Below are 14,996 nucleotides of genomic sequence, written 5' to 3'. Positions count from 1 at the left end.
TGCTTTTTGCCACAAAGGTACTAAGCCGCTAAGTTTTTGTTTTAGCCTATTTTTATAATCTCGCAAAGACGCAGGGTCGCAAAGTTTTTTTCTTATATTTCTTTGCGATTTCGAGTCTTTGCGAGATTATTTTAAGTAAAAGCTTAAATTTTCTTATATAACTTATATGGTTTAAAACGATTATAACACCTGTTCTTCAAACAATCGCTGAATCGTTTTTTCTAAATCCTGAGATAATCCTGAATGTGGTCTGGAAGTTTGAATGGCCGAACTTCTAATAGCGGTTAGCCAGCGAAAACGTTCCGGAATATCCATTGCTCCAATTGGGCCGCTGTCTTTGGTTCCGTTTACTATTTTTTCTAATGCGACTACGTTACAATGCAGCTGTTCGATATCAAAATCGTTTGATAAAGCTTCGACTTTCGCATCGTTTATGTGGTGTAATACTTTTATAAATTTGGCTCTTTTACAAAACAAAATGATTCCGATATTCAGGAATTCTTCGCGCTCCACTCTGGGTACCACACGAATTACGGCATACTCATATAAGTGACTATCTTGCATTTTGGGCTTGATTTACAAAGATTTCTGAATTGTTTAATCTAGTTTGCAAAAACTGTAAGTATACGTTTCGCAAGGCTTCCGGCGTTTCATCGCTGTCTTCCCATTCCAGCCATTCTAACGGAATTGTGTTTACAATTTCTTCGAGAATTTCTGGTGTCAAAAGTGCTTTATATTCGGCATCGACTTCTTTTAAAAGCGAGGCTTGTGGTAATAAAACGTGGTCTTTTATCAATGCAAACGGACTTTTGGCGTGTTGTTCCCAATTGTTCCAGGAATGATGAAAATACAAACATGCACCGTGATCGATAAGCCATAATTCTTTATGCCAGATCAACATATTGGTATTTCTAAATGTACGATCGACATTGGTAATGTAAGCATCTAACCAAACTATTTGCGAAGCTAATTTTGGGTCTACAGTCGTTACAACAGGATCAAACGTTATGGCTCCTGATAAAAAATGCAGTGCCAGATTTAATCCCTGGCTTCCTTGCAGTAAATCCTGAATTTCTTCGTCGCCTTCGTTTCTGCCAAAAGCTTCGTCGAGATTAGCGAAAACCAATTCTGGTAATTGTAGTTTTAAGGCTTTTGCTATTTGTCCGCCTACTAATTCGGCTATAAGGGCTTTTACGCCGTGACCGGCTCCTCTGAATTTTAAGACGTATTTAAAATCGTCGTCGGCTTCTGCCAAAGCGGGTAAAGAACCGCCTTCGCGTAAAGGTGTTATATAACGGGTAACGTTTACCGTTCTGAGATCGAAATTGTTTTTCATAAGCAGTATTTACTGGAATACAAACTTACGGATTTTGATTTTAGATTCGTTATTTTACCGCAAAGAGCGCTAAGATTTTACGCAAAGTTCGCAAAGTTTTTTGATTATTTGAAAGGGCGCAAAGCTTGAGACTTTGAAGGGATTGTAAAAAAGTACGCGGATGAAACGGATTCGCTAAAGCGAAGACGCATATGTAATACGGATTTTTAATTTTTTGCTTGCGTTTTTTTTCAGGAGCTAATCCCGCACCCGAGCCTGAAAGTGCGAACTGGCCAAGCAATCCGTTCCAATCTTTTGTGTCCGCCGCGGCGGACACAAAAGGATTTCCACTGCTATCGGGGCTATGGGAATCATTTTCATAACAATATTTTCATCTAGTTTGTCATTGTCAAATTTTCAAATTGTCAAATTATCTCGTTTTCTAATTCTAAAAAAGCTTTCCCAAGATTCTCAATAATATCAGAAGCAATAAACGATTGATAACCGGTTTGTGGTAAGGCAATATCAGCAGTTAATCCGTGGATGAAGACGCCTAGTTTTACCGCATATCTGGGTTCGTAACCCTGTGCTATAAAACTTGTGATGATTCCGGTTAGAGTGTCGCCGCTTCCGGCTGTGGCAAGTGCTGCGTTTCCGGTGGTGTTTTCGTAAATTTCGGTTTTGTTGATAATGTAGGTTGGTGCGCCTTTCATGACGATGATTAGCTTGTGTTTTTCGGAAAAAGCGATTGTTTTTTGAAATTTTTCCGATTCTGAATTCCATTTGCCTATTAAGCGTTCGAGTTCTTTTGGATGAGGTGTCAGAATTGTGTTTTCGGGAACTAATGCTAACCATGATTGATTTTCGGCGAGAATGTTTAAGGCATCTGCATCGAGTACCAAAGGTGCTTTGTTGATTCGTAAAAATTCGAATAAGGCTTTTTGTGTTCCCAGCTCCTTCCCTATTCCCGGGCCAATTGCGATGGCTTGTGGCGGAATGGGAAAATGAATATTGGTGATAAAATTGGCATTTTCATCGGTTACGACCATCACTTCGGGGATAGAGATTTGGAGAATTTGATACCCGCATTTTGGTGTAAAAGTCGTTACGAGTCCGCAACCTGATTTTAAGCAGGATTTTGAGGCTAAAACGGCTGCTCCTATTTTGCCGTAACTTCCGGCAATAATCACGGCATGTCCCTGAAGTCCTTTATGTGTATGCGGATTTACGGGTTTGTAGAATTTTAGAATTTCTTCTTTGGTGATTAAAAGCGGATCTTTCATTTGGGTTATTTGTATAAATTATTTTAATTTTTTAATCGCTTTTGGATTTAGGTTAATGCTTAATTATGACGCTGATGAAACGGATTTACTTCGTAAAAACGCGGATAAAAACAGATTTTTTAATTGGCTGTTGCATATGTACCTTAATTTATTAACTATAAAAAATTAGTTAATTAAAGTTACACAAAAAATTGAAAAGGAAAGTGTTTCTTGTTTACTGAATGCCCTAGCCCGGATTGCACTGGAAAGCCCGGAGTAAAAAAAGCAAAAGTTTCTTGTTCAAAAAAAGCGACCAACGGAAGCTCTTTTTAGAACATTAGAAACTTTGCTTTTTTTATGAGGACATGTAACGAAAAGCTTGAATTGCTCCTAATCATTGCGAAATTTATAATTTAGACTATCATTTTTAGATATTTTTTGAATAAATTTGCGACACAATTTTATAAAACAACACAATGAAAAATACTGCGCTTACGCACATACATGAGAGTTTGGGAGCGAAAATGCTGCCTTTTGCGGGTTATAATATGCCTATTACTTATGAGGGAATTAACGCTGAACATGAAACAGTTCGTACTGGTGTGGGCGTTTTTGACGTTTCGCATATGGGTGAATTTTTGTTGACGGGTCCAAATGCTTTGGCTTTGATTCAGAAAGTGACTTCGAATGATGCTTCGACTTTGACAATTGGAAGAGCGCAATATTCTTGCTTGCCTAACAATGAAGGCGGAATCGTAGATGATTTGATTGTGTATAAAATGAAAGAGGAAGAGTACTTATTGGTTGTAAATGCTTCGAATATTGATAAGGACTGGAACTGGATTTCTTCGCACAATGATTTGGGTGTTGAAATGAAAAACCTATCGGATGATTACTCTTTATTGGCTATTCAGGGACCAAAAGCGGTTGAGGCAATGCAGTCTTTATCGTCTTTAGATTTGGCTGCGATTCCTTATTACCATTTTGAAGTAGGTGATTTTGCTGGTTTTAGCGATGTAATTATCTCTGCAACTGGTTATACAGGTTCTGGCGGATTTGAAATTTACTGCAAAAATGCTGATGCTGAAGCAATCTGGAATAAAGTTTTTGAAGCTGGTGCAGCTTTTGGGATTAAACCAATTGGTCTTGCTGCCCGTGATACTTTGCGTCTTGAAATGGGATTCTGCTTGTACGGAAATGATATTAATGACTCGACTTCTCCGCTTGAAGCTGGATTGGGTTGGATTACTAAGTTCACAAAAGATTTTACCAATTCTGAAGGTTTGAAAAAACAAAAAGAGGCTGGTGTTACTAAAAAATTAGTGGCTTTTGAAATGCAGGAACGTGCAGTGCCAAGACATGATTACGAAATTGTTGATGCGGCGGGCGAAGTTATTGGTATTGTAACATCTGGAACAATGTCGCCTTCTATGAATAAAGGTATTGGTTTAGGATATGTTACAGTAAACAATAGCGCTGTTGATAGCGATATTTTTATTAGAATTAGAAAAAATGATGTTCCTGCAAAAGTGGTAAAATTACCTTTTTATAAGAAATAGTTTTTATTAAAATAAATTAAAAATGCACTACATTGATTGTAGTGCATTTTTTTTTGCCTCGACCCGAGCGACAGCGAACAGGCGAAGCAAATCAGGATTTTTTTTTATTGAAGCGCTATCTAATAATTCGTGAATTCGGAGCTAATTTTTTTAGTAATTTGAGAATTGACTACTAAAAACAAATTGTTGTGATGTAAGAAATTTTAGAAAAATTGTAACTTTTTATCAAAAAATAAAGTGTAATTTTAGTCTAAACGAAGATTTTCGATTTATGAAAAAAATATTATTAGTATTGATGCTGGTTACCAATGTTCTATTTAGCCAAAATAGTGACAATACATGTGAAATACTAAACAAAATAAATGCGCTTATTCAGGAAGAACATATTAGACCTAAACTAGTAGATGATAGTTTGTCGGTTTTTGTTTTCGACAATCTGATCAACGAATTAGATCCTTCGAGAAACATATTTTATAAATCTGAATATGACGAATTAGCCGATAAATATCGTACCAATCTGGACGACCTTATTCTGAGCAATCATTGTGATTTTTTAGCCGATATTACATATGTTTATAAAAAGGGACTTTTGAGAACTAAAACTGTTCTTGAAAAAATTCAAAAAGAACCGATGGATTATACTAAAAAAGACACCATCAGGTTTTACAAAAAATCCTTTGCTTTTTACCTTAAAAAAGAAGATCTGGAAAAAGTATGGTCTAAAAAAATCCGTTATCAGATTCTGGATGAAATTGCTGAATCCAGTGATAATTTAGATTCTCTTAAAACTAATTTTAAGTCGATTGAGTTAAAGTCTAAAAACTTGATTGTTGCTAACGAAATCTGTAGAATCAATACGCTTTTAGAAACCAATACAAAACAGGAGGAAAAACTCTATAATTTTTTTTGTACTTATTTTGATCCACATACTGCTTACTTTAGTGATGATTCTAAAACGAGTTTTGTTGCTTCGTTATCCAAAGAACATTTGTCTCTGGGGATGACGGTGAGTCTAAACGAAAAAAATGAAATTATTATAGCTGAACTTGACCCCAATGGCCCGGCTTATCAAACGGGACAAATAAAAAAAGGGGATCAGATTGTTTCGATATCCAATCAAAAGGAATCCCTTCAGGTTTCCTGTGCTTCGATAGAATCTATTTCGACCATGATTTTGTCTGAATCGAATAAAAGTATTACGCTTACGCTAAAGCGAAATTCGGGCAAAAGCTTTGATGTGTATATTGAAAAGCAAGTGATGAAGGATGAAGATAATTCGGTTTTTAGTTTTATTATTGGTAAAGACAGTAAAATTGGATACATCAAAATACCAAGTTTTTATGCTGACTTAGATGGCAATAGCCGAAAAGGTTGTGCTGATGATGTGGCGCGAGAAGTGATAAAACTGGAAAGAGATAATATAAAAGGTCTTGTAATTGATTTAATTGATAACGGCGGCGGATCTATGGAAGAAGCCATAAAACTAGCCGGAATGTTTATCGATTATGGCCCGCTTTCTATTGTGTTAGACAATAAAGAAGGAACATCGGTTATTAATGACCCTTATAAAGGTTTGATTTATAAAGGTCCGATTGTGATTCTGGTAAATAGTAATACGGCTTCGGCAAGTGAATTTTTCTCTTCAATTCTACAAGATTATAATCGTGCCTTATTACTAGGAAGCAATACACTTGGAAAGGCTACTATGCAGACAATACTTTCGCTTGACGAAACTAAAAACACTGACTTTTTGAAAATAACGATTAATAAATTCTACAGGGTTACAGGAAAAAGTCACCAATATGTTGGAGTAAAACCCGATGTAGTTTTACCTGAATTTTACGAAGGAGTTTATCAAAAGGAAAGTGATTTTCCAACCGCTATTAAAAACGATAGTATTCAAACCTCTTTAAAATTCAGACCTTACGTAAAAAGAGCTCTGATTGATAAACTGGCAAAAAATAGTACTATGAGATTGGCTGATAATTACTTTTTTAATAATATAAAAAAGATAAATCTTAAAATTGATCAGCTTGTTAATACGCCAAAAGCAGAGATTCCGATGACTTTGGATGCCGTTTTTAAACAGAAAAAAACCGTAAATTCTCTTTGGAAAGAAATCAATACGTTTAATGATGAAAATAATCCGTTAGACGTTTACAACTCTACCGTAAATCAGTTTTTGTTAGGCGTTTATCCTAATGACAAAACTATCAATCAATACCAGATTAATAACTTAAAAACAAATCCGTACCTGAATGAAGCGGTGAATGTTATTAATGAGTTTAATGCTATGAAATAGCGATTTTTACTTCACGTTTCAGGTTTTGAAATGGGAATAAAAAATTAACAGCAAAGAACGCTAAGATTTATATCCTTTGTTAGCTTTATAAAGAATGGAAAGTTCGCAAAGCTTTGTCATTTCTTAGCTTTGTGAACTTTGCATTATTTAATCAGTTACAAACTTTGCGAACTTTGTGAATCCTTTGTGTTCTTTATGGTAAAATTTCACAGTAAAAATTTATCATTGAGCTTTGTAAACTTGGCATTCTTTAATCAGTTAGAAACTTTGTGAGCTTTGTGAATCCTCTGTGTTCTTTGTGGTAAAATTTCACCGCAAAGCTCAGTCATTTCAGCTTTGCAAGATTTGCGTAAATCTTAGCGATCTTAGCGGTTAAATTATTCACAAAACATAATTCAAAAAAGAATACAATTGATTTTGCTAAAAAAAGGAATAACCGTATTTTTGCATCTCAAAACTAAAAATTAGAAATGGGAAGAGCGTTCGAATTTAGAAAAGGAAGAAAAATGAAACGTTGGTCAGCAATGGCTAAAACATTTACCCGAATTGGTAAAGACATCGTTATGGCTGTTAAGGAAGGCGGTCCTAACCCTGATGCCAATTCTAGATTAAGAGCTGTAATACAAAATGCAAAAGCCGCTAACATGCCTAAGGACAATGTGGAGCGCGCGATAAAAAATGCAAGTAATAAAGATACTGCCAACTATAAAGAGATTTTGTTTGAAGGATATGCTCCTCACGGAATTGCTATTTTGATTGAAACTGCATCTGACAACAATAATAGAACTGTAGCAAACATTCGTAGCTATTTTAATAAATGCAACGGTACAATGGGAACTCAGGGTTCTGTTGAATTTATGTTTGACCATACTTGCAACTTTAGAATTGCAAAAGGAAATCTTGATCCGGAAGAACTAGAATTGGAACTAATTGATTTTGGTGCTGAGGAAGTTTTTGAGGACGAAGACGGAATCTTAATCTATGCTCCTTTTGGAAGTTTTGGTGCTTTGCAAAAAGAACTAGAAAACAGAGGTCTTGAAATTTTATCTTCTGGTTTTGAGCGTATCCCGCAAATTACCAAAGAACTTACAGAAGCTCAAATCGCTGACGTTGAAAAACTAATCGAAAAAATTGAAGAAGATGATGACGTAATGAACGTTTATCATACTATGCAGGAAGCATAATTTTCTCTTTTTTATAAATATCAAAAGCCCTGAAATTTTCAGGGCTTTTTTTATAGCTTAATAAGGCAAATCATCAACGGGAATATTGATAAAATCAGGCTCTGGCGTACTCTCAAACCGAATTGCCTGAATCTCAAGATGACCTTCAAGCAACGCCTTAATTACCCGATGCATTCCGTCCATAAACATAGGTCTGAACATAAAATAATAGGATACTTTAAATCTGCTTCCTGAACAAGTTTCATATGGTTAAGAACATCTGCACAAGTTGGTAAATTCGTATTATATTCAAAACAATAAGGCTAATTTACTTCTTTAATATCAGACAATAAAATACTTTTTACCGGTAGATTTTTAGATAATTCAATTAATCAATGAACATCCCAGGCCTTTAGTCCTTGTTCGCTTTTACGTAAATTATATTGTTTTTCTCATAGTATTTAGTCAAACATATTTATTGCTAAGAAATAAAAAATTTGCGAGAGATTTACGTCAATTAAAATAAACTATTATATTTACGCATCTCAAATTTAAATTATATAAACTTAAAATAACAAATCATGCAAACATCAAAATATACAAGATACGCCGTAATTGTTCTGGTAATTCTATTTGTAGTTCTTAGCGTAATAAGCTAAAAATCAGCATTGGAAAAATTGAATTTCTTAAAGGCTCTTTGCTTTGTTTCATTGTTTATATATACTCTAAATAGCATCTGGATCGTTTAAAACTCATATTATGGCATATATTTGTTCGAAAACAAAAATCAAAGATATTTATGAAAACATCTAAATACACTAAAGTTGCCGTAATCATTATGGTTATTTTATTTGTTGTTATTAGCGTCGTTAGTTGTAGTACTCATGTTCACAATAGCAATAATGGTAATCAAAAAATTCCACCAGGACAAGCAAAAAAAATGTCAGGAAGTAAAAGTGCAAAAGCATATGCTCCCGGACAACAGAAAAAAAAATAATAAAAAACGCCTTCTATACATTAGAAGGCGTTTTAATTTGCAAAATTTTAATGTAATTCTAAAAATGTAATTAGAAATGAACATTTTATTATATTTTTAATTACTTTTTCGCAGGATTATTTGTTACTTTTATCAAATAAGTCCCTTCCGGTAAATCTCCAATATTAGAGGCATTACTTCCCGCTATTTTTCGTCCCTGAGAAAAAACCTCAACCGTTTTAGAACCAGAATTTGTTTCTGTAGCATTTGCAGAACCAGAAGCAGGAGACTTTGCGGCAACTTTAGCTTTTGCAGTTATTGCAGGATTAACCTTTTTTACTGTATTAGAAGACTGAACATTTTCAGTTTCGCCAGTGGTAGTTGGTTTCGAGCTATTATAAGATTCCATCACTTGCTCATCTGTCATGGCAACATTATAAATTTTAAGATCATCGATATCAGCATTGATTCCCGTTGTGGTGTTTATTATTCCCAGCCTTAAAATATAACCTTTCGTTAAACGAGGGATTTCATTAACCGATTTTAATAATTGACCATTACGGTATACTTTTGAAGTATTTCCGTCGTAAGTAATACTATATTGATACCAAACGTCTTTTAGAAGCGGAACCGAAGCTATCACATTATTAGTATCTCCCCAACCTACCAAACTTACATCAGAATTACCTCCAGCAGTTGCTTGTTGTACTAAACCAAAGTATTGTGTATTTACGGCAGTTCCGTAGCCTAAAATATAGTTTACAGCATTAATAGCATTAAACTTCACCCAAATTGATATTGATCTGGGCTTATTTCCCTGCGGAAGATCACCTATCATACCTTGCAACGTTTTGTTGGTAAGACGCTGTGCTCCTTTTGCAACTCCCATTCTGTCATTTACAAAATTGGCAACACCAAGAAACGAGATGGTATTATCGGCACTAGTCAGGTTTCCGTTAAAATTGAATTCCTGAACCGGATTCTGGGCATTGGTATTTAAAAAACTTACAAACAGTAATGTCAGTAATAATTTTTTCATAGGTAACAGATTTTAGGGGATTTAAAAAGTGTTCTTTCACAAACACCAAACTATATTATCATGCAAAAACTCAACAAATCTCAGTATCACAAATCATTATAATTAATGATTCAAATACATTTAGAATTCAGGTATAGTTTCAGAAATTTTGTTAAAACTATAAATTTTATTCAAAGCTACCAAACCCTTACTGAGTATAAGTACGATATTCTTATTTAAATTAATAAAATTCAAAACTAAATGACATTATCCGATTCATTTGTAAAAACATCTTTACAAAAAAATCATTTACAACCAAAGAAATTATCAAAAAAGCCTTCTAAAGTAAAACTTTACAAGGCCTTTTACTATCCAAAAAAAATTAACTGAGACTAAAACAATATAAAAAATAAAAAAAACTAACTATTGGTTATAAACCAAATCTTGTTTTTAATTTGAAGTTATCTTTTTTGATGGTGCATTTGTTATTTTTAGCAAATACGTTCCTTCAGGAAGATCATTTATACTCATTGTATTATTATTGTTCCCGTAAATCTTTTGACCTTGCGAGAACACCTCAACATTCTTCGGGACATCATTAACATCAGCTGTCGCAATAATATTTGACGAAGCAGCTTTGGCAGCGTTTTTTGTTTTTACCGGTGCTTTTTTTACTGTTTTTGCAGTAGCAGCTTGCTCAATAACTGCAACAGAGTTAATAACAGCTTTAGAACTATTGTACAATGCCAACACTTGCTCGCTGGCTAGGGCAACATTATAAATTTTTAAATCGTCTATATCTGCATTAATACCCACGGTTGTATTTATTTCACCCAGCCTAAAAATATTACCTTTAGTAGAGCGCGTAATTCCTTCTGCAGATTTTAACAATTCTCCATTACGGTATATATTAGACACTTTTCCGTCGTAGGTTATTGTATAATTGTACCAAGTATCTTTTGCAAGAGGTGTCGAAACAATAACATCATTAGAAGCTCCCCAACCTGCTAAACTTAAATCTGAGTTAGAAGAATTCGTTCCTTGCTGCAATAAGCCACAGTATTGCGTATTATAAGCTGTACCGTAACCCCAAATATAATTTGCCGAAGCAATATCGTTTAATTTTACCCATACACTAACTGATCTTGGGCTATTACCCTGAGGAAGATCATCTACAACAGCTTCCATAGCTTTATTAGTTAGTCGCTGTGCACCTTTTACTAATCCTGCTCTGTCTGTGACAAAATTGCTAGCACCAATAAAAGAAGTTGTATTGGCTATATTATTTAAGGTCCCATTGAAATTAAACTCCTGAATTGGATTTTGAGCATTAACATTCAAATAACTTACAAACAATAAAGTGAGTAGTAATTTTTTCATAATAGTAGATTTAGGGATTAAAAAACATTGTGTCTTTTTAACACTGCTAAACTATATTATTATGTATGGGACCTAAAATTTATTCGACAACGAACCTAAATAATCGTTTAAATAACCAAAACGATAATTTAAAACGTTTAATTGTATTTGTTTATACTAATAACTAATTTATTAAAACAGTAAATTAAACTCAAATAAAATTATAATTTCTTACGTATAAATACGGTATTCGCAAATAAACACAAAACATTAACATACGTCAACAAGGTCTATTTTATAAGTATTACACATTCATGATCAACACTTTAAAAAAATGCAAAAAAAAGCTCCATTCGATTTTACGAATGGAGCTCTATATTAAAAAAAGCAGTTGAACTACTTTACAAATTCAATTTTTTGAACTTCTTCTTCATTGACACTGTCAAAGAATCCTTGTTCATTCATCCAGTCATCGCTAAATACTTTACTCATATAGCGAGAACCATGATCAGGAAAAATAGCAATAATATTACTGTCTTTTGTAAACTCACCTTCTTCTGCATATTGCTTAATTGCCTGCATTACCGCTCCGGAAGTATACCCTACAAATAATCCTTCCTTACGGGTGATTTCTCTGGCTGAGTGAGCACTTTCTTCATCAGTTACTTTAATGAACTTGTCGATGATATCAAAATCTGTAGCAGACGGGATCAGGTTTTTACCTAAACCTTCTATACGATACGGATAAATTTCTTTGTTATCGAATTCTCTTGTTTCGTGGTACTTCTTTAAAACTGATCCGAAAGCATCTACACCTAGAATTCTAATATTTGGATTTTGCTCTTTTAAGAATTTTGCAGTTCCGGAAATTGTTCCTCCCGTTCCGCTACAAGCTACAAGATGTGTAATTTGTCCTTTTGTCTGTTCCCAAATTTCAGGACCTGTAGTGTTATAATGGGCATCAATATTCAATTGATTAAAATACTGATTAATGTAAACTGAGCCTTTTGTTTCTTCGTGCAAACGTTTGGCTACGTTATAGTAAGATCTCTCATCATCTGCCGAAACGTGTGCAGGACAAACATAAACCTTTGCTCCTAAACTTCTCAACATGTCAATTTTATCTTTCGATGATTTTGAGCTTACTGCCAATATACAATTATACCCTTTTATAATGCTTACCATTGCTAAGCTAAAACCCGTATTTCCTGATGTCGTTTCAATGATAGTATCACCTGGCGTCAGGATTCCTTTTTTCTCAGCTTCTTCGATAATATATAACGCTATTCTATCTTTTGAGGAATGTCCTGGATTAAAAGCTTCTACCTTTGCGTAGAAATTACCTTCTAACTCTTCGGTAATTTTATTTAGCTTAATAAGTGGGGTATTACCTATCAACTCTAAAACATTATTATAAGCGTTTATTTCTTCTTTCATAAAAAAATAGTTAATCGAAGGTATTTTTAAATACCCTTGATAGGTTGCAAATTTAACAAAAAATTTCTAATTAGCTTTTAATTTTTTCTAAATCTAATAAAAAACTAAATTCCTTTGCTAAGTCTCTTAAAGCCTCAAAACGTCCAGAAGCTCCGCCATGCCCGGCATCCATATTGGTATCTAAAAATAAAAGATTATTATTTGTTTTTAGATTCCTTAACTTCGCCACCCATTTAGCTGGTTCCCAGTATTGTACCTGAGAATCATGCAATCCGGTAGAAACATACATGTTTGGATAGTTTTGCGCTTTTACATTATCATACGGTGAGTAAGATAACATATAATCGTAATATTTTTTATTGTTTGGGTTTCCCCATTCATCGTATTCTCCAGTTGTTAACGGAATACTGTCGTCTAACATTGTTGTGATAACATCAACAAAAGGCACCTGAGCGATCACCCCGTTATATAATTCCGGAGCTTCATTTATAATTACGCCCATCAAAAGTCCTCCTGCAGATCCTCCTTCAGCATATAAATGTTCAGGAGATGTAAATTTTTCGTTAACTACAAATTTAGAGCAATCAATGAAATCTGTAAAGGTATTTTTCTTTTTTAACAGTTTTCCATCTTCATACCATTGTCTTCCTAAATCTTCCCCGCCTCTAATATGTGCTATGGCGTAAACAAAACCACGGTCTAGCAGAGAAAGTCGTGTAGAAGAGAAATAAGTATCCATTGTAATTCCGTACGATCCGTAAGCGTAAAGCAACAACGGATTTTTACCATCCTTCTGTAATCCTTTACGGTAAATCATCGAAATAGGCACTTTTACACCATCTCTGGCAGTTGCCCAAACGCGCTCTTCAATATAATTTTCTTTATCAAATTTTCCACCCAAAACCTGTTGCTCCTTAAGGATTTCCTTGGTTTTAGTTTTCATATTAAAATCGATTACAGACGAAGGCGTTGCCAGCGATTGATAGCTATAACGTAAAACATCTGTATCAAAATCGATATTGGTTGTCGTGTAAGCGTTGTATGTTTCGCTGCCAAAAGGAAGGTAATAATCTTCTTCACCATTCCACGGCATAATGCGAATATGATTTAATCCGTTTGAGCGCTCTTCTACGACCAGATAATTTTTGAAAATTTCGATATCTTCTAACAAAACATCTTCACGATGCGGAATAAGATCTACCCAGTTTTTCTTTCCAGTTTTATTTTCAGGCGTTTTCATCAACTTAAAGTTAGTCGCCTTGTCCTTATTCGTCAAAATGTAAAATGAGTCTTCAAAATGAGAAATACTGTATTCTAAACCACGTACACGAGGCTGAAACACAACAAACTCTCCATCAGGAGTATCAGAATTCAAAATTCTGTATTCCGTTGTCAAAGTACTTCCTGAACCAATCACGATATACTTTCTGGACTTTTCTTTACTTACAGAAACATTAAAAGTATCATCAGTTTCATTAAAAACCAAAACATCCTCTTTTGAACCAGTATGTAATTTATGTCTAAAAACTTTATCGGCTCTTAAAGTAACCTCATCTTGTTTGGTATAAAAAATAGTATTATTGTCATTTGCCCATACTGAACCTCCCGTTGCATTTTCGATTTTATCTGCTAAAATTTCTCCTGTTTCTAAATTTTTAACCTCAATAGTGTAAATTCTTCTTCCTACTATATCTACTCCAAAACTGGCAAATTTGTTGTTCGGACTTACGCTTAAACCTCCCAGTTTAAAGTAAGCATGCCCTTTGGCCAATTCATTGCAATTGAATAAAACTTCTTCATCTGCCGAAAGGCTTCCTTTTTTTCTCGAAAATATGGGGTAATCCTGACCTGTTTCGAAACGAGTGATATAATAATAACCATTATAAAAATAAGGAACTGATGAATCATCTTCTTTGATTCTGCCTTTCATCTCTTCATACAAATTTTCCTGAAGATCTTTTGTATGCGATGTCATACTCTGGTAATATGAATTTTCCTGATTCAGATAATCAATAACTTCAGGATTTTCGCGGTCATTTAACCAAAAATAATTGTCAATTCTTGTTTCTTTATGTTTTTTTAATGATTTAGGAATTTCTTTGGCTTGTGGAGCCATTATATCGTTTTGCATTGATTAAGCATTAGTTTTTAAATACGAAGGAGCAAAAATACTACAAAGACAATAGAACCAAATTAATTTTTTCATAAAATATTCTATTGATATCATAAAGCAATATACTAATTTTGTACGAAACAATTTAAAAAATCAACAAAAATGGATTTAATGGGAATGATGGGTAAACTTAAAGAAACCCAACAAAAAATTGAAGATACTAAGAAACGTTTAGATACTGTTTTGATTGATGAACAAAGCGCTGACGGATTACTAAAGGTAACATTAACTGCAAATAGAAAAGTAAAATCGATCTCTATTGATGATTCTTTGCTTGAAGATAAAGAACAATTAGAGGATTACTTAGTTGTAACGCTAAACAAAGCAATAGAAAGAGCTACAAGCGTTAACGAACAAGAACTTGATGCTGTTGCAAAAATGGATATGCCTATGATTCCGGGAATGGATAATCTTTTTAAGTAAGATACTTTA

At 34.0% G+C, this 14,996-nt stretch carries 12 protein-coding genes and 1 pseudogene; 5 read left to right on the top strand and 8 right to left on the bottom strand.

Features of this window, described 5'->3' with window-relative positions:
- Nucleotides 1-180: 180 nt before the first annotated feature.
- The 3 genes from IRZ78_RS05370 to IRZ78_RS05360 form a co-directional block, all read right to left on the bottom strand.
- Complete coding sequence (locus IRZ78_RS05370; RefSeq protein ID WP_194615537.1) at nucleotides 181-564, bottom strand: DUF3037 domain-containing protein; 384 nt, start codon at nucleotides 562-564, stop codon at nucleotides 181-183.
- Nucleotides 554-1,336, bottom strand: a complete 783-nt coding sequence (locus IRZ78_RS05365) for a HipA family kinase (protein WP_194615536.1) — start codon at nucleotides 1,334-1,336, stop codon at nucleotides 554-556. Before IRZ78_RS05365 ends, IRZ78_RS05370 begins: the two co-directional genes overlap by 11 nt.
- A gap of 404 nt (nucleotides 1,337-1,740) precedes the next feature.
- Nucleotides 1,741-2,598: an NAD(P)H-hydrate dehydratase gene (locus tag IRZ78_RS05360; RefSeq protein WP_194615535.1), complete on the bottom strand. Its 858-nt coding sequence runs from the start codon at nucleotides 2,596-2,598 to the stop codon at nucleotides 1,741-1,743.
- Nucleotides 2,599-3,053: 455 nt separating this feature from the next.
- On the opposite strand from IRZ78_RS05360, the gene gcvT reads away from it, so the two are divergent.
- The 3 genes from gcvT (at nucleotide 3,054) to IRZ78_RS05345 (ending at nucleotide 7,622) form a co-directional block, all read left to right on the top strand.
- Complete coding sequence (gene gcvT / locus IRZ78_RS05355) at nucleotides 3,054-4,136, top strand: glycine cleavage system aminomethyltransferase GcvT (protein WP_194615534.1); 1,083 nt, start codon at nucleotides 3,054-3,056, stop codon at nucleotides 4,134-4,136.
- Between the two features lie 271 nt (nucleotides 4,137-4,407).
- Nucleotides 4,408-6,438: a S41 family peptidase gene (locus IRZ78_RS05350; RefSeq protein ID WP_194615533.1), complete on the top strand. Its 2,031-nt coding sequence runs from the start codon at nucleotides 4,408-4,410 to the stop codon at nucleotides 6,436-6,438.
- A 470-nt stretch (nucleotides 6,439-6,908) separates the two neighbouring features.
- Complete coding sequence (locus IRZ78_RS05345; protein WP_059118580.1) at nucleotides 6,909-7,622, top strand: YebC/PmpR family DNA-binding transcriptional regulator; 714 nt, start codon at nucleotides 6,909-6,911, stop codon at nucleotides 7,620-7,622.
- 57 nt (nucleotides 7,623-7,679) lie between these two features.
- On the opposite strand, the gene IRZ78_RS26090 is transcribed toward IRZ78_RS05345, so the two are convergent.
- Nucleotides 7,680-7,823, bottom strand: a complete 144-nt coding sequence (locus IRZ78_RS26090) for a hypothetical protein (RefSeq protein WP_228520369.1) — start codon at nucleotides 7,821-7,823, stop codon at nucleotides 7,680-7,682.
- Nucleotides 7,824-8,400: 577 nt separating this feature from the next.
- Between IRZ78_RS26090 and IRZ78_RS05335 the strand changes: the two genes are divergently transcribed.
- A complete protein-coding gene (locus IRZ78_RS05335; protein WP_194615600.1) occupies nucleotides 8,401-8,598 on the top strand; it encodes a hypothetical protein in 198 nt (65 codons plus the stop codon).
- Nucleotides 8,599-8,698: 100 nt separating this feature from the next.
- Here IRZ78_RS05335 and IRZ78_RS05330 read toward each other — a convergent pair whose 3' ends face one another.
- From IRZ78_RS05330 to IRZ78_RS05315, 4 genes are all read right to left on the bottom strand, one after another.
- On the bottom strand, nucleotides 8,699-9,616 hold the full coding sequence (locus IRZ78_RS05330) for a LamG-like jellyroll fold domain-containing protein (protein ID WP_194615532.1): 918 nt from the start codon (nucleotides 9,614-9,616) through the stop codon (nucleotides 8,699-8,701).
- A gap of 429 nt (nucleotides 9,617-10,045) precedes the next feature.
- On the bottom strand, nucleotides 10,046-10,975 hold the full coding sequence (locus IRZ78_RS05325; RefSeq protein WP_194615531.1) for a LamG domain-containing protein: 930 nt from the start codon (nucleotides 10,973-10,975) through the stop codon (nucleotides 10,046-10,048).
- Nucleotides 10,976-11,350: 375 nt separating this feature from the next.
- Complete coding sequence (locus IRZ78_RS05320; protein WP_065447924.1) at nucleotides 11,351-12,391, bottom strand: cysteine synthase family protein; 1,041 nt, start codon at nucleotides 12,389-12,391, stop codon at nucleotides 11,351-11,353.
- Nucleotides 12,392-12,461: 70 nt separating this feature from the next.
- Nucleotides 12,462-14,522 carry a S9 family peptidase gene (locus tag IRZ78_RS05315; protein WP_194615530.1) on the bottom strand — a complete coding sequence of 687 codons (2,061 nt, stop codon included), beginning with the start codon at nucleotides 14,520-14,522 and terminating at the stop codon, nucleotides 12,462-12,464.
- 138 nt (nucleotides 14,523-14,660) lie between these two features.
- Between IRZ78_RS05315 and IRZ78_RS05310 the strand changes: the two are divergent.
- A pseudogene (locus IRZ78_RS05310) lies at nucleotides 14,661-14,987 on the top strand (YbaB/EbfC family nucleoid-associated protein); the annotation flags it as partial.
- Nucleotides 14,988-14,996 lie beyond the last annotated feature (9 nt).

Origin of the sequence: Flavobacterium sp. CSZ, assembly GCF_015350725.1 — a bacterium.
Lineage (GTDB): Bacteria > Bacteroidota > Bacteroidia > Flavobacteriales > Flavobacteriaceae > Flavobacterium.
This window is presented reverse-complemented; position numbering and strand designations above follow the sequence as displayed.

Coding starts and splice junctions, on each gene's coding strand:
- IRZ78_RS26090 (WP_228520369.1), bottom strand. CDS start 7,823: ATGTTCAGACCTATGTTTATGGACGGAATGCATCGGGTAATTAAGGCG.
- IRZ78_RS05335 (WP_194615600.1), top strand. CDS start 8,401: ATGAAAACATCTAAATACACTAAAGTTGCCGTAATCATTATGGTTATT.
- gcvT (WP_194615534.1), top strand. CDS start 3,054: ATGAAAAATACTGCGCTTACGCACATACATGAGAGTTTGGGAGCGAAA.
- IRZ78_RS05360 (WP_194615535.1), bottom strand. CDS start 2,598: ATGAAAGATCCGCTTTTAATCACCAAAGAAGAAATTCTAAAATTCTAC.
- IRZ78_RS05370 (WP_194615537.1), bottom strand. CDS start 564: ATGCAAGATAGTCACTTATATGAGTATGCCGTAATTCGTGTGGTACCC.
- IRZ78_RS05315 (WP_194615530.1), bottom strand. CDS start 14,522: ATGCAAAACGATATAATGGCTCCACAAGCCAAAGAAATTCCTAAATCA.
- IRZ78_RS05330 (WP_194615532.1), bottom strand. CDS start 9,616: ATGAAAAAATTATTACTGACATTACTGTTTGTAAGTTTTTTAAATACC.
- IRZ78_RS05320 (WP_065447924.1), bottom strand. CDS start 12,391: ATGAAAGAAGAAATAAACGCTTATAATAATGTTTTAGAGTTGATAGGT.
- IRZ78_RS05345 (WP_059118580.1), top strand. CDS start 6,909: ATGGGAAGAGCGTTCGAATTTAGAAAAGGAAGAAAAATGAAACGTTGG.
- IRZ78_RS05350 (WP_194615533.1), top strand. CDS start 4,408: ATGAAAAAAATATTATTAGTATTGATGCTGGTTACCAATGTTCTATTT.
- IRZ78_RS05325 (WP_194615531.1), bottom strand. CDS start 10,975: ATGAAAAAATTACTACTCACTTTATTGTTTGTAAGTTATTTGAATGTT.
- IRZ78_RS05365 (WP_194615536.1), bottom strand. CDS start 1,336: ATGAAAAACAATTTCGATCTCAGAACGGTAAACGTTACCCGTTATATA.